Here is a 21,793-nt window from a genome sequence, read left to right on the forward strand (position 1 = left end):
CCCCGATCGGTACCGGGCTCGGCATCCTCAACCCGCATAACATCGAGCTGATCTGCTCGCGCGCCGAGGTGCCAGTGCTTCTCGACGCCGGCGTGGGCACCGCCTCCGACGCCGCCCTTGCCATGGAGCTCGGCTGCGACGGGGTGCTGCTGGCCAGTGCCGTGAACCGCTGCCAGGACCCTGTCGACATGGCGCAGGCGATGCGCCACGCGGTCGAGGCGGGGCGCCTGGCCCGCGGCGCGGGCCGGATTCCGCGGCGGACACATGCGGAGGGGGCGTTGGCGTCGTCAAGCTTTGAAGGCCTGGCGAGCTGGGAGGACCAAGTCCTATGAGCCTTCCCCACGCTGAGCTGCGGCGCACCGCGCGCCAGACGCTGCTGCCGGGCTTCGGGCTGCGCGGCCAGGAGGCGCTCAACGGCGCGCACGTGCTGGTCATCGGCGCGGGCGGGCTCGGGTGTCCGGTGATGCAGTCGCTGGTGGCAACGGGCGTCGGCACGATCACGGTCATCGACGACGATGTCGTGGACGACACCAACATCCACCGCCAAATCCTGTTCAGCGCCGCCGACGTCGGCCGGCCCAAAGTCGAGGTAGCGGCCGAGCAGCTGCGACGGCACCGCGACGACGTGCGCGTCAACGCCCTGAACGAACGACTCGACGCGTCCAACGCCGTCGAGTACTTCCGCGACGCGGACCTGGTCATCGACGGCTCCGACACGTTCACCACGAAGTTCCTCGCAGCCGACGCCGCCGAACTCACCGGCACCCCGCTGGTGTGGGGCTCGGTGCTGCGCTTCCACGGCGAGGTCGCGGTCTGGCACTCCGGCCCGGGCTCGCGTGGCGTGGGCCTGCGCGACCTCTACCCCACCCACCCCGCGCCCGAGGACACCCCGGACTGCGCCACCGCGGGCGTGCTCGGCGTGACTACGTCCGTCGTCGGCGGGCTCATGGCCACCGAGGCGGTCAAGCTCCTCGCCGGGATGGACGAGGCGGAGATCGGCGTGCTCACCGTCTACGAGGCGCTCGCCGGCACGCTCAAGCGCTTCCAGGTCGCGGCCGACCCGGAGCGCGAGCTGGTGACGAGCCTGGACGCCCACGCCGCGCCGGCCGCCTCGTGCGCGGTGCCACAGCACGGCGACGGCGAGAAAGCGCGGCTACTCGCGCAGATCGCGGACGGCGAAGCGACCGCGCTCGACGTGCGCGAACTCGGCGAGAAGGCGATCAAGGACCTGCCGCAGGAATCCGCGCACCTGCCCACGTCCGCGTGGCGCGAGGACCCGGACGCGGCGATCGCGCTGCTCGACGAGCTGCGCGGTGCGGGCGACGTCGTGGTGTACTGCGCCTCCGGGAAGCGGTCCGCGGACTTTGTGGAGCGCTTCGGCCCGGCCGCCGCGGAGCGCGGGGTCACGCTGCGCAGCCTGCCGGGCGGGCTCTAGCCGCTGCGCCGTGCAGGTTACTCAGTCAGAGTGCTTTCGCCTCGGGCCTCGAGGAGCTGTTCCATCTCGTCCATCTCGGCGGTTTGGACGTCGAGCATTTGCTGGGCCAGGTCCACGAGGGGCTGGTAGCCGCCGTTGTCGATCTGGTCTTGGGTCATGGCAACGGCACCCTCGTGGTGGGAGTGCATCAGCTGGAGGAACAGGGTGTCTGCGTCCTCGCCATCAAGTTTTTCCAGCTGCTCCATCTGCTCTGGCATCAGCATGCCGTTGGCGACGTGCGGGGCGTGCTGTGCCATCAGGTCGCCTTGGTCCCATTGCTCGGCCCAGTCGACCATGGTGTCGATCTCTTCCTCTTGCCCGACTTTAATCCGTTCAGCTAAGTCCGCTGTGGCTTCGCTGGTGCCGTCCGCGGCCAGGATGATGTCGCTCATGTCCACGGCTTGCTGGTGGTGCGGTGTCATCATCCCGAGAAAGTGCAGGTCCACCCCGTTGACTTCTGCGGGTTGGTTGGCCCCGGATGTCACCTCGACACCGTCCTTGTCGGTCTGGGTGGCGTTTTCTCCGGCGCATGAGACTGCACCGACCCCCAGTAGTGCAACGGCAGCCAGGCCGATGATGCGTCGTCGTAGTGGTGTGTGTGTCATGAAAGGGCCCTCCTCAGACCGAAGTATCTGCGCCATACCCAGGATGGGTATACCCCCTTAGGGTATCGCAGAGCGCTCACACCACGCCGAAGGGGGCCAGCGCTCGCCCTATTTAGGCGGGATGCCCAGGGTGTGCGCGAGGCGTCGCCAAGCAACGCGCGCCGCCGAGTGCGGCAGCGCGATGAGTTCGCGGGCGTAGTTCTTCGCTCGCGAGCGCCGCGGGGTGCGCGCCGGCACCATCTCCACCGGAATGCCCAAGTGCCAGGCCCACACGCGCGTGCGGCGGACGTGGAAGTTGCTCGTCACCACGATCAGGCGCGGCGCGTGCGGGAAGAGCGCGCGGGAGTTCTCCAGGTTCTCGTTCGTCGACGTCGCGTGAGGCTCCTCGACGATCAGCTCGCGGGGCACGCCGCGCTCGGCGAGCCAGCGCGCCATCACGCCCGATTCGCCGCGTCCGGTGACCACGATGGTCCGCTCTGCCCCGGCGCGGGCGTCGATACGCCAGCGCACGAGCGCGGCGACGAGACGGGCGCGGAGCATGCGGGACGGGCGACCGTCGATAATGCGTGCCCCGAGCACCACGATGGGGCTGCTACTCACCCAGCAACCGGCTGCGCAGCGCCTCGTCCTTCTTCTCCACGGCGGCGGCCATGTCCTCCTGGTAGCGCACCATCTTCGCCTGCAGCTCGGTGTCGGCCGCGCCGAGGATGCGTGCGGCGAGCAGGCCGGCGTTCTTCGCACCGCCGATGGAGACGGTGGCCACCGGCACGCCGCCCGGCATCTGCACGATGGACAGCAGCGAATCCATGCCGTCGAGCGTGTCCAGCGCGCGCGGGATGCCAATGACCGGCAGCGGCGTTGCAGCCGCAACCATGCCGGGCAGGTGAGCGGCGCCGCCAGCACAGGCGATGATCGCGCGCAGGCCCCGCTCGTGCGCCGACTTCGCGTACGCGAGCATCTTCTCGGGCGTGCGGTGCGCGGAGACCACGCCGACCTCGAAGGGCACGCCGAACTCGGCGAGCACCTCGGCGGCGGGTGCGACGGTGTCCCAGTCGGAATCGGAGCCCATGATCAGGCCAACGAGGGGTTGCTGTGCGGTCATCGGTTCAACCTTTCTTATCGCTGCGCTTTTCGACGCCAGCCTACGTCCAGCTCGCCGTCACCAGGAATTGGGCGGCGTGCTCGGCGAGCTTGCGCGTGCTCGCGACGTCGTAGCCGGTGACGTTGACGTGCCCGATTTTGCGGCCCGGGCGCCAGTCCTTGCCGTAGAGGTGGACCTTCGCCTCCGGGTAGCGCAGCATGACTTCCTTGACGCGGCGCTCCATGGGCATCTCCGGGTCTTCCTCGCCGCCGAGCACGTTGACCATGACGGTGACGGGGGCGACCATTTCGGTCTCGCCGAGCGGGAAGTCCAGCACGGCGCGCATGTGCTGCTCAAACTGGGAGGTCAGGCAGCCGTCCTGCGTCCAGTGACCCGTGTTGTGCGGGCGCATGGCCAGCTCGTTGACGGACACGGCGGTGCCGGTCTCGGTCTTGTACTCGAACAGCTCCACCGCCATCACGCCGGTGACGTCGAGCTTGCGGGCGATGAGCTTGGCCAGGTTCTGGCACTCGCGCGCCAGCTGCGTCGACAGGTCCGGGGCCGGGGCGATCGCGACGTGGCAGATGCCGTCGGTCTGGCGCGACTCCACGACCGGCCACACGCGCATCTCGCCGGAGCGGGTGCGCGCCACCATTGCGGACAGCTCGCGGACAAAGTCGACCTTCTCCTCGGCGTAGAGCACGATGTCTTGGCCCAGCATGTCGTCCACCAGCTCCACGAACTCATCGAGCGAGTCAGGGAACCACACGCCCTTGCCGTCGTAGCCGCCGCGGGTGGTCTTCAGGCATACGCGGTGCTCGTGGCGCTCCCAGAACGATTTCGCCGCATCCACCGAGTCGATCGGCGCGTAGTCCGGCACCGGCACCCCGAGCGATTCCAGCTTGCGGCGCTGCTCCAGCTTGTCCTGGGCGTAGATGAGGGCTTCGGGGCGTGGTTCGACGGCCACGTTGGCGTCGATAAGCTGCTCCAAATGCTCATTGGGCACATGCTCGTGGTCGAAGGTGACCGCGGCCGCACCGCGCGACACCTCCTGGAGATCCTCCAGGTTGGTGTAATCGCCGAGGCGCACATCGCCGAAGACCTGCGCGGCCGAAGAATCCTCACTTCCCGCGAGCAGGCGCGTGTGCAGGCCAAGCTCGATGGCCTCGGTGTGCATCATGCGGGCAAGTTGGCCGTCACCGACGACCACGACAGTTGGCATAAGTTGTGCGTCCTTCACGCACTTCACCTTACCCTGGTGCTATGGCTTCGAAATATCAGGCGCTTTCCCGCCACACCATCTTCCAGAACTCGCTTATGACCGCTCTCCTCGACGGCATTTACGACGGCGAGCTGACCATCAGCGACATCCTGTCCAAAGGCAACTTCGGCCTCGGCACCTTCGATGCGCTCGACGGCGAGATGATTATCCTCGACGGGGTCTGCTACCAGCTCACCAGCGACGGCAAAGCGCGCGTCGCCGACTTAGACCAGCGCACGCCGTTTACGGTGGTGACGAACTTCGTGCCGCGCATCGCCGTCGACGCGCCCCAGGGCATGCGCCGCGGCGAACTGTCCGCCTTCGTGGACAGCCTGGAGCCCAGCCGCAACTTCTTCTACGCCGTGCGCATCACCGGCACCTTCGACGAGGTGGTCACCCGCACCGTGAGCAAGCAGGAGAAGCCCTACCGCCCCATGACCGAAGCAATTAACGACGACGCCGAGCACCGCTTCGAAAACGTCTCCGGCATCATCGGCGGCTTCCGCACCCCCGCCTACGCTAAGGGCATCAGCGTGCCGGGCTGCCACGTCCACTTCATCGACAACGAGCGCACCTCCGGCGGCCACGTCCTCGACTACACCGTGCGCGAGGCCCGCATCGAGCTGTGCCCCGGCACCGACATGGACCTCCACCTGCCCGTTACAGCCGAGTTCCAGCAAAGCGACCTCACGCCGGAAGATTTGGACAGCCAGCTGCACGACACCGAGATCAAGGGCGCGCAGATTAACGGCTAACGCAGCTCGCCGGCCAGCGCTTTCTGCAGCGCCTTGTCGACGGCGCGCGCCTTGCCCACCTGCTCGAAGACAAGCGGGCGGTCGTAGCCATAGACCGCCACCGAGATCGAACCCTTGACGCGGCGGGCGGAGTGGATCTGTTCCAGGGGGATGGAGTCGACCGCGCCACGCCGCCCGCGCGCGAGGATGCGGCGGTCCGTGAGGATGAAGCGGCGCCGACGGGAGCTGACCAGCGGGGCCACGAAGCGCCACAGCGCCAAAAGCGCCCACACAAGCACGACGACGTTGCGCAGTGCCGGGTCCACGCCCGGGGTCACGTCCATCCAGCCGATCGCGATCCAGGCCACGCCTGTAATCACGATGAGTTCCATGAGGGGGAAGGTGAGGGTGGAAAGGGGGGCGCAGACGTCGGCAAGCACTTGCTCGCCGCCGTTCGTCTGAAACCGCACCTTTCTTGACATGCGACCAGGCTACTGTTTCGGGCGCAGGTGATGCACATCGCCGACGGAGTACGCGGCGCCGTCGATGATCACTTCACCATTGTCGTTGATGCCGTCGACCACGCCGTGGACGTCGCGGTCGTGCAGCTCCATGCGCACCGTCTGGCCGATAGTGGAGCAGACCTTGCGGTAGTCGGCGAGCAGCTGCGGGTCGCGGTCCTGCCACTGGCCGAGGCGGTGGCCCATGGCGCGCAGGATCTCGATGGTGAAGTCGTCGAAGTCGACGTCGATGCCCTCGAGGTTGAGCGCCGTCGCAGTATCGACGGGCAGCTGCTCCGGGCGGAAGTTGACGTTGATGCCGATGCCCACGACCACGTTCGGCAGTGCCAGATTGGACAGGATGCCCGCGATCTTCTTACCGCCGATCTGTACGTCGTTCGGCCACTTCAAACGCGCCTGCGGAATGACGTCGGTGACCGCCACGCCCGGCGCGATGGAAAGCAGGCCGAAGTGGTTGGGGTCTTGGCCTGCGTCGATGACCATACTCATGGCCAGCTGCGCGCCCTTCGGCGTGACCCACGTGCGATTCAGGCGACCCTTGGAAGCGGTCTGCTCATCGGCGATGAGCACCATCCCAGCCTCGCCGTCCTTGACCATATCTGCGTTGGTGGAGCCGGTGGTCTCCGTGTAGCGCACCTCCGGCCAATGGGTGGCGACGGCGGCTTGGATGCGGGCGAGGTCCTTTACAGTCATGCCACCGAGTTTAAGCGGTGTTTAAGCGGTGTCCACCAAGCACGTGGCAGTGGCGTAGTCGCCGTCGTGGCTCAGTGACAGCGACGCGACCTTCGGGGCACCGGCGTCAGCGAGCTGTGGGTGCAGCGCAAGGGTGGGGCGCGAGTGGGCGTCGATAAGCACTTCGAGCTGACGAAGGTCGAGGGTGGCGAGCGCGGGCGGGCGGCCGAAACGGCTGGAACCCCACGCTTTGATGTAGGCCTCTTTGGCGGCCCAGCGGGCGGCGAGTGAGGCGTCGCGGTCGGGTTTAGCAGCGCAGTCGCGCAGCTCGCGGTCGGTGAACGCGCGGGTGAAAGTGGTGCCTGGGGTGGCGAGCTGCGTGCGGAACGTGGGGATGTGGACGAGATCGGTGCCGATGTGCACGCGTTGACTCCTTACACGACGGGGACGTGATAAAACTCACAAGCGGGCGTTCCCCCACCTCAACGGGCGGACCAACATCCCAAAACCTACCAGAGCGTAGGTTATTTATGTTTTGTATAGCTAATTATTAACACAAAAGTTTATGCTACCCCGCATGACAGTTTCAGCGAAGATGTCGCACACGACACAAACCACCGCAGAAAAACTCGACGACCTGCGCGCCCGCCGCGCCGAAGCGCTCGCCCCCATGGGCGAGCAGGCGCACGCGAAGGTGCGCGACGCCGGAAGGCTCACCGCTCGCGAGCGGCTCGACTACATCCTGGACGAGGGATCGTTCGTGGAAACCGACATGCTCGCCCGCCACCGCACCCACGACTTCGGGATGCACGCCAAGCGCCCGGTCACCGACGGCATCGTCACCGGCTGGGGCACCATCGACGGCCGCGAGGTCTGCATCTTCTCCCAGGACGGCACCGTCTTCGGCGGCGCACTCGGCGAGGTCTACGGCGAAAAGATGATCAAGATCCAGAAGCTGGCCATCACCACCGGCCGCCCACTGATCGGCCTCTACGAGGGCGCGGGCGCGCGCATCCAGGACGGCGCGGTCTCGCTCGACTGGATCGCGCAAACCTTCTACCAGAACGTGCAGGCCAGTGGCGTGGTGCCTCAGATCTCCGTGATCCTGGGCGCCTGCGCCGGCGGCAACGCGTACTCACCCGCGCTCACCGACTTCGTGGTGATGGTGGATCAGACCTCCAAGATGTTTGTCACCGGCCCGGACGTGATCAAGACCGTCACTGGCGAGGAGATCAGCCAGGAGGAGCTCGGCGGGGCGTGGACGCACATGGCCACCGCGGGCAACTGCCACTACGTCGCCAAAACCGACCAGGAGGCGCTCGACTGGGTGATGGATCTGGTGGGCTACCTGCCCGCCAATAGTCGGGAGAAGGCGGGCACGGAGTCGTCGATAAGCAATGAGCCCAAAGAGGCGCTGGATACGATCATCCCCGACTCCCCCAACACCCCGTATGACGTGCGCGAGGTCATCGCCGAGCTCGCCGACGACGGCGAATACCTCGAAATCATGGAGCAGCGCGCCGAAAACGTCGTCACCGCGTTCGGGCACATCGACGACCAGGTCGTCGGCTTTGTGGCGAACCAGCCGCAGGTCTTCGCCGGCTGCCTGGACATCGATTCCTCCGAGAAGGCCGCCCGCTTCGTGCGCACCTGCGATGCCTTCAACATCCCCATCGTCATGCTGGTGGACGTGCCCGGGTTCCTCCCCGGCGCGGGCCAGGAGTACGGCGGCATCCTGCGCCGCGGCGCGAAGCTGCTGTATGCCTACGGCGAGGCGACCGTGCCGAAAATCACCGTGACCATGCGCAAGGCTTACGGCGGCGCGTACTGCGTTATGGGTTCAAAGGGCCTGGGCGCGGATGTGAACCTCGCCTGGCCCACGGCTCAGATCGCGGTGATGGGCGCGGCCGGTGCCGTCGGGTTTATCAACCGCAAGGAGATCAAGGCCGCGCGCGAGTCTGGGATGGAAGAGCAGGAGATCGCCGAGCTGATCGCCAGTTTCGAGCGCGAGTACGAGGACACCATTCTCAACCCGTATAACGCCGCCGAGCGCGGGCTCATCGACGCGGTGATCCTGCCTTCGGAGACCCGCGATGCGATCGCCGCCAACCTGCGTCTCTACCGCGGCAAGACTGTCGCCCGCCCCGCCCGCAAGCACGGCAACATGCCACTGTAACCCCGCCTCCCAGCACTCAAGGAAAATTCATGACGATTCACCCCATTGCCACACTCAATTCCGCCCGCCCCGCACTGATCTTCCAGGGCCAGGGAAGCGACTGGCAGCGCGCCCTGCACGATGCCGCCTCCCCCACCGCGCGCGGGACGCTGCGCTCGCTTCTCGACGCCGCGCTTACCCTCACCGGGCCCGTCGCCCGCCCCCTCGCCTCTGCCGTGCCGGGCACGGTCGACCGACTCGGCGCGCTCCTTCACTCCGACGAAGACGTGGCGCCACTGTCCGTGGACACGCACCCGGCGGTCTCGGTGCCCGGCATTGTGCTCGCCCAGCTCGCGGCGGTGCAGCACCTGCGCGACCTCGGCTTGGAGGTAGACAACGACAACGTCCACCTCGCCGGGCACTCCCAGGGCGCGCTCGGCGTGGCCGCGGTCAAGCACCCGGAGCACGCGCTCGCCTTCGCACTCATCCTTGGCGCTGCCGCCTCGACCGCCTACGGCGCGCGCGACACGGCCCCGCGGATGCTCAGCGTGCGAGGCATCCCGGTGCCCGTGCTCACCGACCTGCTCGCCGAACACGGCGCGGAGAAACTCCTGTCCGTGGTCAACGGCCCGCGCCACGCGGTGCTCGCCGGCGAGCCCGCCGAGCTGGCAAGCACCCGCGAGGCTATCGAGCACCACGCCACATCCTTCAACGCCAAGCTGGAAGCGGCCGAGTTCGGCGGCTCCGAGCTCACCCCCATCTTCGACGAGCTGCCGGTGGCCTACCCCTTCCACCACGACAGCGACGCCAACACCCGCGCCGTCGACCTGGCTGCCGAGTGGGCCGAAGAGTGCGGCCTGGATGTGGGCGAGGACTCCCCGCGGGCGCTCGCGCAGGCCATCCTGGTCGACCGCCACGACTGGCCCGCCACCGTGCGCGGCCTGCTCGAGGGCGGGGCCACGCACGTCGTCTCGCTCGACTCGGCGCTTAGCGGCATGACTTCGAAGCTCGTCGCCGGCGCCGGTGTGCCCGTCATCACCGCCGATTCCGCGCGCTCCCGCGACGCACTTGCCACCCCGGGCACCGAAATCCCGGAAGCGGTCTCGTATGGGAAGTTCGCCCCGCGCCTAGTGCGCCTGCCGGATGGCAAGGTCTACACCCAGACCCGCTTCTCCCAGGTCACCGGCCTGTCCCCCATCATCTTGGGCGGCATGACGCCCACCTCGGCCGACGGCGAGATCGTCGCCGCGGCCGCCAACGCCGGATACTGGACTGAGCTGGCCGGCGGCGGCATGTACTCCGAGGAGGTGTTCAACGAGCACCGCGACACGCTCGCCGAGCGCCTTGCGCCGGGCCGTACCGCCCAGTTCAACACCATGTTCTTCGACCGCTTCTTGTGGAACATGCACTTCGGGCAGACCCGCATGGTGCCCAAGGCACGCGCCGCCGGCGCACCCTTGAACGGCGTGTGCATCTCCGCGGGCATTCCGGAGGTTGACGAGGCCACCGAGATCATCGATGGCTTGCGTGGCGACGGCTTCCCCTACATCGCGTTCAAGCCGGGCACGCCCACCCAGGTCCGCGACGCGGTCGCCATTGCCGCGGCCAACCCCGACATTCCGGTGATCCTCATGGTCGAGGACGGGCATGCCGGCGGCCACCACTCCTGGGTGGACCTGGACGACATGCTGGTGGAAACGTACGCGCAGGTCCGCGAGCACGACAACGCCATCCTCACCGTCGGGGGTGGGGTGTACTCGCCCGAGCGCGCCGCAGAGCTGCTCACCGGTGCGTGGGCGCAGCGATTCGAGATGCCGCACATGCCCGTCGACGCCGTCTTCTTGGGCACCGTCGCGATGGCCACCAAAGAGGCGAAGGCCACCGATTCCGTCAAGGACCTGCTGGTCAACACGAAGGGGCTCAGGCCCGCGGACAACGGTGGTTGGGTGTCGCGTGGTTCGGCGCGCAACGGCGTGGCGTCGTCGCAAAGCCACTTGCTCGCCGACATTCACGACCTGGACAACTCCTTTGCCAAGGCCTCCCGCCTGATCACCAACATGCCGGCCGAGGAGTACCACCAGCGCCGCGAGGAGATCATCGCCGCACTCGCCAAGACCTCCAAGCCGTTCTTCGGCGACATCGAGGACATGACCTACGCCGAGTGGGTCGAGCGCTTCATCGAGCTGGCGCACCCGTTCATCGACACCTCGTGGGACGCCCGCTTCGTTTCCACGCTGCGCCGCATCGAAGCGCGCCTTGCACCGCAGGATAGCGGCGAGATTGAAAGCCAATTCGCGGACGGCCCGCAGGATCCGCACGAGGCATCTGCCCGCCTCATCGAGGCCTACCCGCAGGCCCGCGAGATCCACGTCTCCCCGCGCGATGCCGCCTGGTGGATCTCGCTGCACTACGCATACCCCAAGCCCATGCCGTGGGTCCCGGCGATCGACGGTGACCTGCAGATGTGGTTTGGCAAGGACACGCTCTGGCAGGCCCAGGACCCGCGCTACACCGCCGACGAGGTCCGCATTATCCCCGGCCCGGTCGCCGTCGCGGGCATTACCCGCAAGAACGAGCCGGTCGCAGAGCTGCTCGGTCGCTTCGAGGCCGCCACGACGCAGGCGCTTCTCGACGCCGACGTCACCCCCACCGACCGCTTCGCCCGCCTCGCCGACGCCACCAGCGTCGAGGAGTACCTGCGCGCAGCCCCAACCTTGTTCTGGCACGGGCACCTGATGGACAACCCGGCCTACACCATGGACGACACCAGTTTCGAGATCGTCCACGATTTCTCCGAGGACGAGGCCGGTGAAGGCGGGCTGGCCATCCGCATCCACACCGATTCCTACTGGGATGATCTGCCGGAGAACCAGCGCCCCTTCTACGTGCGCGATGTGACCATCCCGGTCAACCTGCCCGAGGGCGTGCACACCGGCGCCTCCCCCGTGGTCGACGACGCGCGCCTACCGAAGGCCGTCTTCGACCTGCTCGCGGGCCTGGCGGGCGTGGGTTCGGTCTCCGAGGCCGGCGATGCGATCACCGAGCTGCCGTCGATCATCGCGGGATCCGCGGACGAGGCGCACCCCTTCGGCCTTGCGCGCACCAGCTTCCATCTGCCCGCTTCCCTGCTCAAGGCACACACCGCAGTCACCGGCGCGGCTCTGGGCACCGATGTCCCCGACGGCACGCCCGACGCGCTGGTCGGCCCGTGTTGGCCGGCGATCTACACCGCGCTCGGCTCCGCCACCCTGCCTGACGGCTTCCCGGTCATCGAGGGCCTGCTCAACGCCGTCCACCTCGACCACCTCATCTCCCTTGCACCGGGCACAGACCTGCACGCGCTTGCCGACGGCCGCGAGCTTTCCGTCACCTCCTGGTGCAGCGGCATCGAGGAGTCGGTCTCCGGGCGCATCGTCACGGTTGAGCTGCGCATTGAGGACGGTGAGCGCGCCGTCGTGAACCAAATGCACCGCTTTGCCATCCGCGGCCGGGCGACGACGACCACCCCGCCGAGCGCCGGACCGGAGTACGGCGGCGTGGACGCACACATCGAGTCGACCCCGCGCTCCTTCGTCGACCGCGCGACCGTCACCGCACCTTCCGACATGACGCCTTTCGCCCTGGTCTCGGGCGACTACAACCCGATCCACTCCTCCTACAACGCCTCCGGGCTCGTCGGCCTGAGCGCACCGTTGGTGCACGGCATGTGGCTGTCTGCCACCGCGCAGCACCTCGCGGGGCGCCACGGGCGCGTGACCGGCTGGACCTACTCCATGTACGGCATGGTGCAGCTTGGTGATGAGGTGGAGCTGACCGTCGAGCGCGTCGGCCGCGCCGGCATCCAGCCTGCGCTTGAGGTGACCTGCCGGATCGGCGGCGAGGTCGTCTCGCGCGGCCAGGCGCTGCTCGCGCAGCCGGCGACCGCCTACCTCTACCCGGGCCAGGGCATCCAGTCCGAAGGCATGGGCGCCGGCGACCGCGCGGCCAGCCCCGCCGCCCGCAACATCTGGCGACGCGCCGACACGCACACCCGCGAAAACCTGGGCTTTTCTATCCAGCGCATCGTGGACGCCAACCCAACCGAGCTCACGGTGCGCGGCGAAGTGTTCAAGCACCCCGACGGCGTGCTGCACCTGACGCAGTTCACGCAGGTCGCGCTCGCCGTGGTCGCGTACGCGCAGACCACCCGCCTACGGGATGCTGGCGCGCTGGCCACCGGCGCCATGTACGCGGGCCACTCGCTGGGCGAATACACCGCGCTCGCTTCGCTGGGCAACATCTTCGACCTGGAATCAGTCATCGACGTGGTCTACTCCCGTGGCTCTTCCATGGGCTCGCTGGTCCCGCGCGATGCGGACGGCAACTCCGACTACGGCATGGGCGCGCTGCGCCCCAACATGATCGGGGTGTCCGACGCAGAGGTCGCCGACTACGTCGCCCAGGTGGCGGCAGACACCGGCGAATTCCTCGAGATTGTCAACTACAACATCAAGGGCCAGCAGTACTCGGTTGCCGGCACCAAGCGCGGTCTTGCCGCCCTGGCCGAGCGTGCAAACGCTGTGCGCGAGCGTGCCTACGTGCCGGTGCCGGGCATCGACGTGCCCTTCCACTCGCGCGTGCTGCGCTCCGGGGTGGCTGACTTCGCCGCCAAGCTCGACGAACTCCTGCCCGCGCGCATCGACGTCGACGCGCTCGAACACCGCTACGTACCCAACCTCGTCGCGCGCCCCTTCGAGCTCACACAGGAATTCGTCGACGCCGTGCGCGCCGAAGTGCCTGCCGACGACCACGCCTCCCAGGACGCACTCGCTCACCTCGATCCGGCCACCATGGACCGCTCCGACGTCGCCCGCGTCCTGCTGATCCAGCTTTTGGCATGGCAATTCGCCTCCCCTGTGCGCTGGATCGAGACCCAAGACCTCATCTTCGCCCGCGTCGAGCAGGCCATCGAGGTGGGCCTGGCGTCCGCACCGACCCTGACCAACCTGGCCAAGCGCGAGATGGCAGTGACCGGCCACCACATCCCGGTGGTCAACGCGGAGGCAAACTGGGAGCAGGTCACCCTCAGCGACACCGTCGCCGCGCCTGAGCCGGAAGTGACAGAAGAGGACGTCGCCGAAGCGGAGGCACCGGCCGACACCGCTCCTGCCCAGCCGGCACAGGCTGCGCCTGCGGCACCCGCCGCGGCACCGGCAGCCGCTCCTGCCCAGCCCGCTTCCGACCTGCCGTTTAGCGCCGCCGACGCGATTGACGTGCTGTTTGCTTTCCAGAACAAGATCCGCCCCGAGCAGATCACGGACGCAGACACCATCGAGGAGCTCACCGGTGGCGTGTCCTCACGCCGCAACCAGTTGCTTATGGACATGTCCGCGGAGCTCGGTGTGCCCGCCATCGACGGTGCCGCCGAAGCCGACGTGGTCACCCTGCGCGAGCGCGTGAACACCGCCGCGCCGAGCTACGCCCCCTTCGGCTCCGTGCTCACCGAGGCGATCGGCGCGCGCCTGCGCCAGGTCCTCGGCGCCGCGAGCCTGGCGCCCTCGCACGTCGCCGACTACGTGACCGGCACCTGGGCGCTGCCCGCAAGCTGGGTCCCGCACGTCGAAGCCGCCGTCCTGCTGGGCACCCGCGAGGAGGACTCGGTCCGCGGTGGCGCTCTTGCCACCCTGCCGCAGGCCAGCTCCAAGGCAGAGGTTGCCACGCTTCTCGACGACGCCGTTGAACTCGTCGCCGCCAACCACAACCAGGAAGTCGCCAAGTCCTCTGCCACGGCGTCCTCCGGTGGCGGGGTCGTCGACTCCGCAGCGCTGGACGCCTACCGCGAGGAGGTTGCCGACACGCTGGTGGCCACCGCGCGCACCCTGCTGGACAAGCTCGGCGTGGGCACCGCCCCCGAGGACACTTCCGCCGCTGCCGACGCCGCCGCCGAGGCCCGAGACGTGCTCGACACCATCGAGGCTGAGCTCGGCACGAACTGGGTCGCGCAGGTCTCCCCTGTCTTCGACGCGCGCCGCGCCATTCTCTTCGACGACCGCTGGGCTCAGGCCCGCGAGGACCTCGCCCGCATCGCCACCGGCGACACCGGCGCAGAGTCCGATGCAGCCCGCTTCGCGCCCGAACGCTTCACCGGCACCGGCCAGACGATCGCCGATCAGGCCCGCTGGTACGCCACGCACACCGAAGGCGCACCGCGCAAGGTCCTGGAGGAAATCGCGGCCAACGCGCTTGCAACCCCGCAGCTGGAGTACGCAGACGACGTTGCGCTTGTCACCGGCGCCGCGCCTGGCTCCATCGCCACCGCCCTGGTCAAGCGCCTGCTCGAGGGAGGCGCGACCGTCATCATGACGGCATCGCGGATCACCCAGGCGCGCAAGGAGTTCGCGCGCACCCTCTTCCGCGACCACGGCACGCCCGGCGCGGCCCTTTGGTTGGTGCCGGCGAACCTGTCGTCTTACCGCGACGTCGATGCACTCATCGACTGGATCGGCTCTACCCAGCGCGAGACCGTGGGCAACGAGGTCAAGCTGATCAAGCCCGCCCTTGTGCCCACGCTCGCCTTCCCGTTTGCCGCGCCAGGTGTCTCCGGCTCGCTGGCAGAGGTCGGCGGGAACACCGAGACGCAGGCAAGGCTTTTGCTCTGGTCGCTGGAGCGCACCATCGCCGGCCTTGCGCGCCTCGCGCAGGATGCGGACGTGCCCACCCGCGCGCACATCGTGCTGCCGGGCTCGCCGAACCGCGGCACCTTCGGCGGCGACGGCGCGTACGGCGAGGTCAAGGCCGCGCTGGACGCGATCGTGAACAAGTGGCACGCCGAGACCGGCTGGCCCGAGGGGGTTACCCTCGCCCAGGCGCGCATCGGCTGGGTTGCGGGCACGCACCTCATGGGCGGCAACGACGTCCTCATCCCCGCCGCCCGCGAAGCCGGCATCCATGTCTGGGACCCGGAGGAGATCTCCTCGAAGCTCATGGGCCTGGCGAGCGCCACCTCGCGCGCGAAGGCGCAGGAGCACCCGCTGGACTTGGACCTCACCGGTGGGCTCGCAGACTCAGGCGTGTCCATCGCGGAGCTCGCCCGCGAGGCGAACATCGAGACCACCCCGGCACAGGAGACCAGCTCGGGATCCGACGCCACGCGGATCAAGGCGCTGCCGAACGTGGCCAATCCCGCCCAGCCGGACGGCTCGGCGATCGGCCAGCTCGGCGAGGTCACGTGCCCGCTGGACGACATGATCGTCATCGCCGGCATCGGCGAGGTTTCCTCCTGGGGCTCTGGCCGCACGCGCACGGAGGCCGAGTACGGCATCCAGCGCGACGGCGCGGTCGACCTCACCGCCGCTGGCGTGCTCGAGCTCGCCTGGATGACCGGCCTTGTCCGCTGGGCTGAGGATCCCACCCCGGGCTGGTACGACGCCGACGGCCAGGGGGTGGCCGAGGAGGATATCGCGGACCGCTTCCGCGACGAGGTCATCGCGCGCGCCGGCGTGCGCCGCCTGAGTGACAAGTACTTCCTCACCGACGGTGGCTCCATCGACCTCACCGAGGTCTTCTTGGATCGCGACGTCACCTTCACCGTGGCGAATGAGGCAGAGGCTCGCGAGTTCGCCGAGGCCGATCCGGACAAGACCCGCATCACCTGCGCCGCCGGCGAGTGGCAGGTCACCCGCCTGGCAGGTGCCACCGCGCAGCTGCCACGCAAGGCCACGCTGAGCCGCTCTGTGGCGGGCCAGATGCCGGAGGGCTTCGACCCCGCAAAGTGGGGCATCCCCGCTCAGATGGTGGACAACATGGACCGCATCGCGGTGTGGAACCTGGTCACCGCAGTCGACGCGTTCATCTCCGCGGGCTTCACCCCCGCTGAGCTGCTGCGCGCGGTCCACCCGGCGGACGTGGCATCCACCCAGGGCACCGGCATCGGCGGCATGGAGTCCCTGCACCAGGTCTTCGTTTCCCGCTTCATCAGCGAGGAGCGCCAGTCCGACATCCTGCAGGAGGCGCTGCCGAACGTGGTGGCTGCGCACGTGATGCAGTCGCTGGTGGGTGGCTACGGCTCCATGATCCACCCGGTCGCTGCTTGCGCCACCGCGGCGGTGTCAGTGGAGGAGGCCGTGGACAAGATCACACTGGGCAAGGCCGACTTCGTTGTCGCCGGCGGTATCGACGATGTCCAGGTCGAGTCGCTGCAGGGCTTCGGCGACATGAACGCCACCGCCGAGACCGCGAAGATGACCGCGCAGGGCATCGACGACCGCTTCATCTCTCGCGCGAACGACCGCCGTCGCGGCGGCTTCCTCGAGGGCGAGGGCGGCGGCACCCTGCTGGTGGTGCGCGGCTCGCTCGCCGCGGAGCTGGGCCTGCCGGTGCATGCGGTGGTGGCCTACGCCGATTCCTTCGGCGATGGCGCGCACACCTCCATCCCGGCACCTGGCCTGGGCGTGCTCGCCGCGGCTCGCGGCGGCGAGCGCTCGCGCCTGACCCGCAGCATCACCTCGCTCGGGCTTTCGCTTGACGACGTCAACGTCATCTCCAAGCACGACACCTCCACCAATGCCAACGACCCGAACGAGTCAGAGCTGCACTCCCTACTCTGGCCCGCGGCCGGTCGCGACCCGCACGCGCCGATGTACGTCATCTCGCAGAAGTCGCTCACCGGTCACGCCAAGGCAGGCGCCGCCTTGTTCCAGATCGGCGGGTTGCTCGAGGTGCTGCGCACCGGACGCCTGCCGCAGAACGCGTCGCTGGACTGCGTCGACCCGCTCATCGCCCCGAAGGCCACCAACCTGGTCTGGCTGCGTGACACCCTCGACCTCGGCGAGGGCGCGGTGAAGGCCGCGGCGCTGACCTCGCTTGGCTTCGGCCACGTCGGCGCGCTCGTCGTGCTCGCTCACCCTGGCGTGTTCGAGGCAGCGCTCGCCGCCGAGGGGCGCGACGTCAAGGCCTGGCGTGCTCGCGCCACCGAGCGCCTCCGCGCCGGTGCCGGCCACCTGGAGGCAGGCATGGTCGGACGCGCCGCCCTGTTCGAGCAGGTGCACAACCGCCGCTTCGCCGAGGGCCACACTCACGACAGCGAGATCGCGCTCCTGCTGGACGCAGACGCCCGCTTGGGCGAGGACGGGGTGTACCCGGTCGCGTAGCACCACCGGCGGTGTGTGCCGCCGGTAACACCACCCAGTCGTGCAGGGATCTAACCACTGCACACACGTAACGGGGTGGGCCACTTCCCCGGCCCACCCCGTTGGTGTTTGTTGAAGAGCGACGTACCTACACGCTCCAATTCTTCGGCGAAGACTTCGCGTAATCAATACCAATAGCTTCGAAGTGTTTCTTTGCCGCAGCGATCTTGGCACGTTCAGTTGGCCGAAGACGGTTCGACACAGCCGCGACAACGTGCCCGGTACTGACAGATGGAGCAAATTCAGCGCATCAACCAATCCGGCCTTGACAAGTTGGTGGGCCTGTGTGAGATCTGGAAGGTAGATGCATGGCAGGTTGTGAACTTGGACTAGCCGCCCGGCGAACCTACTGGGGAGTCCTGCGCGACAGAACTGGAAGAAACCCCCTGCCATGCCCATCGGCGCAGGTGGCATGTTGTGTGTTGTCAGTCGCATTCGACCGTCTGGTCAATAAGCCCTCGGTCGATGTGAACTAGCCCCAGAAAGTTGGACTGGTTTAATTCTAGGCGGTTACAGGTCGGGGGCTTGCCGGTAGCGGTCACGCTCAGTCTCACCCGAGGCGAGCAACTCGGCTATGCATTCACGTGCTTTTCGGCTCTGACGACGTTCCTTGACCCAATACGTCAGCTCCACCAGAAAGTAGGGCAAGAGCACGTAGAGCCAAAACGCGAGAGTGATGGCGTTGAAAACTGTCCAAAACATACTGGTTCTCCCTACCTAGTTGAGAAAGTCATCCGCCGCAATGTTGAAGCCTCCGAAGTCGGCCTCGGCACTGATGCAATTGCCGCCGAGCGGTTCGCCATCACGCAGCTTCTGGATGTCCTCCAGCGCGCAGGCGATACTCCGGTTGTCGTTCGTGTTGAACGCGTAGAAGCTAATGCTCACCCGTGCGTAGCAGCCCGAGTAGACCTCGCTGGCGGCCAGGATCGGCTGCAGGTCCGTACCCACGACCTGCGGCGGGGTGGTCGAGTTGGTATTGACGAACATGGAGTTCGCATAGGCCTCGTCGTCGCGCTCGATGTCACCGTCGCGCAGCGGGAGCTTCAAGGCAGCCTTGTTCGGTCGCTTGCCGCCGAACTTGCCAATCCCGGCATCGATCGCCGCGTCGATGGCGCGTTCGATCTTGGCCAGGGTCTCGGTGTCGGGCTTCGGGATGATCAGCGACACGGAGTACTTGGGCTTGCCGCTTTGGATGGACTTCGCCTCGAAAATGTTGGCGTAGGACAGGCGAACCTCGCCGGTGACCACACGGGGCGGATTCGTTGCAGACATCTTGTCTTACCTTCTTTCTTGTTCGTTACTTGATGGCAGTGAATTCGTTGGCCGCTGACTGGATTTCCAGTGCGGGCCTCTTGTCAGAGTTGGGCACGAGCGTGGGCTTACCGGCGGGTTTGACCACGAGGTCCCCGAGGAGAGTGGTGAAGCGCTTCTTGCCCAGCTGCTTCTCCAACGCGGTGATCGTCTTGCGCTTGCGATGCCACACATCGACACCGGCTGCCTCAGCCGTCTGGGCGACAGCGGACTCGTCGAAGTATTTGCTGATCGAGCGGGCTTCGACGAGCTTGAACCCGGGCCAGGTCTTGCCCTGGTTCACCGCCAGCGACAGCGCGTGCGCTTCCACATCGGCAGCCCTCGCCTTCAGGTCCGGCAGCTGGGCCACCACCTGTGCGATCTCGGCGTCGGTGAGCTCGGCAGGTGGTGCGAACTCATGCTGGGCAAGCGCAAGGTCCACCTCGGCGCGCGTTCGGCAGGTCGGTGCGAGTTTGCAGAACCGGCACCACCCACCGGGGGCGAACTCGCCATCCCTAGGAGCTGCCAACGCCGCACGGTGCTTGACCACCTGCTCCGCCCACGCCTCCAGCTCGGCTACTGGGATCGTCCAGATTGAGACGCTCGAGTGCCTCGGCTGGAAGATCATGACCGCCACTTCGGTGATGCCGTACAGCGATCCGAACGCGTTCAGCGCTCCGAGCGCATACAACATGAGCTGCGGGTTCTCTTCGGCTTCGACCATGACCCCCCTGGCCGTACTTCAAATCGACGATCTGAAGCGTGGGCTCAGCGATGATCACGCAGTCGCCGGTGCCGAACCCACCCGGCACCACGTGGGAGAAGTCCAGGCGCTGCTCGATGAGCACCTAAGGATCAGCACACGCCTGCCGCACGTCACGCAGCCGCTCCTGAACGAAGGCCACGTAGTCATCCGTCAGGGCATCCATCTCCTCGTCATGCCAATCCGACATTGGTTTCGTGGTCGGAGCATCATGCAGGGCGCGGCGCAACTTCCACTCCGCAAGCGCATGCGCAGCGGTTCCCTGCTCGGCAGCCTTCGAGGAGGACTCCGGCAGCCCAACCGCCAGCGTTGCCGACGGCGGGCACTCCAACCACCGGTGTGCTCCCGAGGCGCTGAGCAATGCGTGCTGGTCAGGCATCAGCAATCGCCTCCGCTTGCTCCAGCAGCTGCCCGAACTTGGAGGGGTCAACCTCGGAGAGCTTGTTCGCACCAACGGCCTGGATCAGCTCACGCACCCGCGCGGTATGGCCCGCCTGCGACAGGCGCGCCAGCACTGTGCGGACCTGCTCTAACGACACCTGCACAACCTCCGGAGCAGGAGCAGGAACCGGTGCCGGGGCTGGCGGCTGGTGGGTCGCTTCGTACTCTACGGCGGCAGCTTCCACCGCTGGCTGGGCGAGCTGGGTTGCGATGATCGGGCGAGCCCCCGACATGCCCGGGTGATCCTCGAACGATTCCCACGCGGCTTCCTCGATCGCAGAGGCCAGCATCGTGACCCCCTCCGCGATCCGGTTTAGCGCCGGGATGTAGCGGTTTGCTTCGGTGACGTTCACGCGGCATCACCACCGCTCCGGGTAACGCCGACGGCGCGAGCCAGTGCCATGAGGTCGTCCTCGGTTTCGGTGATGCCGATCTGTCGGACGCTGTCGCCGGGGACCACGAGGGTGACCTGGCGGCGCTTGCCCAGCAAGAACCGCAAGAGCCATTCTCGGATGGGCACGATTTTGATCGCCACGACACCTGGGTCTTCCGGAATGTCCTTGGCGATATGGAGCTTGAGCCTGTGCTGGATCATCTCCGTCACCTGCTTTCCTTGGGTTGGGGTCCGGCCCCTTTAGCTGGTCCTTTCACCCCACTGCCGAGCCAGGTTCGACTGTTAAGCCGCGATTCCTCGACCGCTTCGATCACTGCGGTCTTCACCTCGCGGAACAGCTGCGAGACCCGTGCTCGCGTTACGCCCAGGTGCCGAGCGACGTCGGCTTGGCTCATGCCCTGCTGGATCATGAGGTCGGTGATAAGTCGATGCCGTTCACTTAGCTGGGCGATTGCGGCACGCATGGTCAACAGATCAGCCGCATGACTGTGGGCTTCTTCGGCGGCAATGAGCGCATCTTCCGGCGTGAGCGCTGAGGTGGCGGGGTCACGGTCGATCTCGAGCATCTGATCCAATGACCAGGGGTGGGTCGACGGCAGTCGGCACCCGCGACGCTCTTCGCAGCCAGCGCCGCACGTGCACTCCTTCCTGCCCTTGCCTCGATCACCGCGATGGAACCGATGATTCACCGCTTCTTCAGCACGCCACAGCTCATCGAGTATCTGCTGCGCTTGACGGGGTTCGATGTCCTCAACTGGCTTTTGCGCCTGTCGGGCTCGTTCGTGGCGATCGGTCTCGATCATGAGCGCTAACTCGCCCGAGTCGATATCTAGTGTTTTGCTGGTTGATTCGTTACGGGCGTTGAGCGCCTCGTATCGCACAGTCACCTTCACGGTGCTGGTCTCCGTTCTTCGGCATAAAACCGAGGTTTGGAGACCTGTCGGTGGGTGGGAACTTGTGATGGTTAGGCGAAAACAAAACGAGCCACCCGACCAGCCCAACTAAGGGGCGGCCGGGTGTGTTGCGCGCGTGCATTTAGTAACACCGTGGTGAGTATCGGGTAACGCGATGGTGAGTATCGAGTAACACTGCAGTTTTCGGGGGAAGCTCTTTGGTGACCGCGTGACTTCAGGGCACGCGGCATTGCCAAAGGAGTCCGATTGTGACTGACTACAGGGCGGTGATGGACCTTGTGCTCAAAGGTTGGTCCGTTCGCCAGATCACAGCGGCGATGG

General features: G+C 67.1%; 17 protein-coding genes and 2 pseudogenes. 5 read left to right on the forward strand and 14 right to left on the reverse strand.

Annotated elements, in window-relative coordinates; genetic code table 11:
- Positions 1-332 (forward strand): annotated as a pseudogene (locus EAW56_RS09675) (thiazole synthase); the annotation flags it as partial.
- Positions 329-1,435 (forward strand): ThiF family adenylyltransferase, encoded by a 1,107-nt coding sequence (locus tag EAW56_RS09680; protein ID WP_122086323.1) that lies wholly within the window; start codon positions 329-331, stop codon positions 1,433-1,435. The pseudogene EAW56_RS09675 and the gene EAW56_RS09680, both read left to right, overlap by 4 nt.
- Before the next feature lie 17 nt (positions 1,436-1,452).
- On the opposite strand, the gene EAW56_RS09685 is transcribed toward EAW56_RS09680, so the two are convergent.
- From EAW56_RS09685 to EAW56_RS09700, 4 genes are all read right to left on the reverse strand, one after another.
- Complete coding sequence (locus EAW56_RS09685; protein WP_167457421.1) at positions 1,453-2,079, reverse strand: DUF305 domain-containing protein; 627 nt, start codon at positions 2,077-2,079, stop codon at positions 1,453-1,455.
- A gap of 108 nt (positions 2,080-2,187) precedes the next feature.
- Positions 2,188-2,679, reverse strand: coding sequence for a YdcF family protein (locus EAW56_RS09690; protein ID WP_122086326.1), 492 nt, complete (start codon positions 2,677-2,679; stop codon positions 2,188-2,190).
- Positions 2,672-3,181, reverse strand: coding sequence for a 5-(carboxyamino)imidazole ribonucleotide mutase (purE, locus tag EAW56_RS09695; protein WP_122086327.1), 510 nt, complete (start codon positions 3,179-3,181; stop codon positions 2,672-2,674). The genes EAW56_RS09690 and purE overlap by 8 nt, the downstream gene beginning before the upstream one ends.
- Positions 3,182-3,221: 40 nt before the next feature.
- On the reverse strand, positions 3,222-4,382 hold the full coding sequence (locus EAW56_RS09700) for a 5-(carboxyamino)imidazole ribonucleotide synthase (protein WP_122086332.1): 1,161 nt from the start codon (positions 4,380-4,382) through the stop codon (positions 3,222-3,224).
- Positions 4,383-4,423: 41 nt separating this feature from the next.
- Between EAW56_RS09700 and budA the strand changes: the two genes are divergently transcribed.
- On the forward strand, positions 4,424-5,176 hold the full coding sequence (budA, locus tag EAW56_RS09705) for an acetolactate decarboxylase (RefSeq protein ID WP_122086329.1): 753 nt from the start codon (positions 4,424-4,426) through the stop codon (positions 5,174-5,176).
- Here budA and EAW56_RS09710 read toward each other — a convergent pair.
- Genes EAW56_RS09710 through acpS form a run of 3 tightly spaced genes read right to left on the reverse strand, consistent with a single transcriptional unit; the run spans position 5,173 to position 6,771 of the window.
- Positions 5,173-5,637 carry a hypothetical protein gene (locus EAW56_RS09710; RefSeq protein WP_095278751.1) on the reverse strand — a complete coding sequence of 155 codons (465 nt, stop codon included), beginning with the start codon at positions 5,635-5,637 and terminating at the stop codon, positions 5,173-5,175. The two genes, budA and EAW56_RS09710, sit on opposite strands and share 4 nt — an antisense overlap.
- A 9-nt stretch (positions 5,638-5,646) precedes the next feature.
- Positions 5,647-6,369: a biotin--[acetyl-CoA-carboxylase] ligase gene (locus EAW56_RS09715; protein WP_095555343.1), complete on the reverse strand. Its 723-nt coding sequence runs from the start codon at positions 6,367-6,369 to the stop codon at positions 5,647-5,649.
- 21 nt (positions 6,370-6,390) lie between these two features.
- Positions 6,391-6,771 carry a holo-ACP synthase AcpS gene (gene acpS / locus EAW56_RS09720; protein ID WP_095278753.1) on the reverse strand — a complete coding sequence of 127 codons (381 nt, stop codon included), beginning with the start codon at positions 6,769-6,771 and terminating at the stop codon, positions 6,391-6,393.
- Between the two features lie 154 nt (positions 6,772-6,925).
- On the opposite strand from acpS, the gene EAW56_RS09725 reads away from it, so the two are divergent.
- Positions 6,926-8,524 carry an acyl-CoA carboxylase subunit beta gene (locus tag EAW56_RS09725; protein WP_095555342.1) on the forward strand — a complete coding sequence of 533 codons (1,599 nt, stop codon included), beginning with the start codon at positions 6,926-6,928 and terminating at the stop codon, positions 8,522-8,524.
- Positions 8,525-8,553: 29 nt separating this feature from the next.
- Positions 8,554-17,631, forward strand: coding sequence for a type I polyketide synthase (locus EAW56_RS09730; RefSeq protein WP_122086331.1), 9,078 nt, complete (start codon positions 8,554-8,556; stop codon positions 17,629-17,631).
- A gap of 549 nt (positions 17,632-18,180) precedes the next feature.
- Here EAW56_RS09730 and EAW56_RS09735 read toward each other — a convergent pair.
- The 7 genes and pseudogenes from EAW56_RS09735 to EAW56_RS09760 all read right to left on the reverse strand — a co-directional run bounded on the left by EAW56_RS09735 (position 18,181) and on the right by EAW56_RS09760 (position 21,451).
- Complete coding sequence (locus EAW56_RS09735) at positions 18,181-18,372, reverse strand: hypothetical protein (RefSeq protein WP_095278756.1); 192 nt, start codon at positions 18,370-18,372, stop codon at positions 18,181-18,183.
- Positions 18,373-18,387: 15 nt separating this feature from the next.
- Positions 18,388-18,942 carry a DUF2815 family protein gene (locus EAW56_RS09740; protein ID WP_095278757.1) on the reverse strand — a complete coding sequence of 185 codons (555 nt, stop codon included), beginning with the start codon at positions 18,940-18,942 and terminating at the stop codon, positions 18,388-18,390.
- A gap of 25 nt (positions 18,943-18,967) precedes the next feature.
- Entirely contained in the window at positions 18,968-19,684 is a 717-nt protein-coding gene (locus tag EAW56_RS13140; RefSeq protein WP_254048793.1) for a DUF2800 domain-containing protein, read from the reverse strand.
- 64 nt (positions 19,685-19,748) lie between these two features.
- Positions 19,749-20,102, reverse strand: a pseudogene (locus EAW56_RS13145) (DUF2800 domain-containing protein); the annotation flags it as partial.
- The gene (locus EAW56_RS09750) at positions 20,095-20,517 is read right to left on the reverse strand and encodes a hypothetical protein (protein WP_095278758.1); all 423 of its coding nucleotides are present in this window, start codon (positions 20,515-20,517) and stop codon (positions 20,095-20,097) included. The pseudogene EAW56_RS13145 and the gene EAW56_RS09750, both read right to left, overlap by 8 nt.
- On the reverse strand, positions 20,514-20,759 hold the full coding sequence (locus EAW56_RS09755; RefSeq protein WP_095278777.1) for a hypothetical protein: 246 nt from the start codon (positions 20,757-20,759) through the stop codon (positions 20,514-20,516). The genes EAW56_RS09750 and EAW56_RS09755 overlap by 4 nt, the downstream gene beginning before the upstream one ends.
- A gap of 5 nt (positions 20,760-20,764) precedes the next feature.
- Positions 20,765-21,451, reverse strand: coding sequence for a sigma factor-like helix-turn-helix DNA-binding protein (locus EAW56_RS09760; protein WP_095278759.1), 687 nt, complete (start codon positions 21,449-21,451; stop codon positions 20,765-20,767).
- Between the last annotated feature and the right edge of the window lie 342 nt (positions 21,452-21,793).

The sequence above is a fragment of the Corynebacterium gottingense genome, from assembly GCF_003693265.1.
GTDB lineage: Bacteria > Actinomycetota > Actinomycetes > Mycobacteriales > Mycobacteriaceae > Corynebacterium > Corynebacterium gottingense.

Bases quoted from the DNA above. Each gene is read 5' to 3' on its own strand.
- EAW56_RS09730 (WP_122086331.1), top strand. From the start codon at position 8,554: ATGACGATTCACCCCATTGCCACACTCAATTCCGCCCGCCCCGCACTG.
- EAW56_RS09700 (WP_122086332.1), bottom strand. From the start codon at position 4,382: ATGCCAACTGTCGTGGTCGTCGGTGACGGCCAACTTGCCCGCATGATG.
- EAW56_RS09755 (WP_095278777.1), bottom strand. From the start codon at position 20,759: ATGATCCAGCACAGGCTCAAGCTCCATATCGCCAAGGACATTCCGGAA.
- EAW56_RS09715 (WP_095555343.1), bottom strand. From the start codon at position 6,369: ATGACTGTAAAGGACCTCGCCCGCATCCAAGCCGCCGTCGCCACCCAT.
- EAW56_RS09740 (WP_095278757.1), bottom strand. From the start codon at position 18,942: ATGTCTGCAACGAATCCGCCCCGTGTGGTCACCGGCGAGGTTCGCCTG.
- purE (WP_122086327.1), bottom strand. From the start codon at position 3,181: ATGACCGCACAGCAACCCCTCGTTGGCCTGATCATGGGCTCCGATTCC.
- EAW56_RS09725 (WP_095555342.1), top strand. From the start codon at position 6,926: ATGACAGTTTCAGCGAAGATGTCGCACACGACACAAACCACCGCAGAA.
- EAW56_RS09680 (WP_122086323.1), top strand. From the start codon at position 329: ATGAGCCTTCCCCACGCTGAGCTGCGGCGCACCGCGCGCCAGACGCTG.
- budA (WP_122086329.1), top strand. From the start codon at position 4,424: ATGGCTTCGAAATATCAGGCGCTTTCCCGCCACACCATCTTCCAGAAC.
- EAW56_RS13140 (WP_254048793.1), bottom strand. From the start codon at position 19,684: ATGGTCGAAGCCGAAGAGAACCCGCAGCTCATGTTGTATGCGCTCGGA.
- EAW56_RS09685 (WP_167457421.1), bottom strand. From the start codon at position 2,079: ATGACACACACACCACTACGACGACGCATCATCGGCCTGGCTGCCGTT.
- EAW56_RS09735 (WP_095278756.1), bottom strand. From the start codon at position 18,372: ATGTTTTGGACAGTTTTCAACGCCATCACTCTCGCGTTTTGGCTCTAC.
- EAW56_RS09710 (WP_095278751.1), bottom strand. From the start codon at position 5,637: ATGTCAAGAAAGGTGCGGTTTCAGACGAACGGCGGCGAGCAAGTGCTT.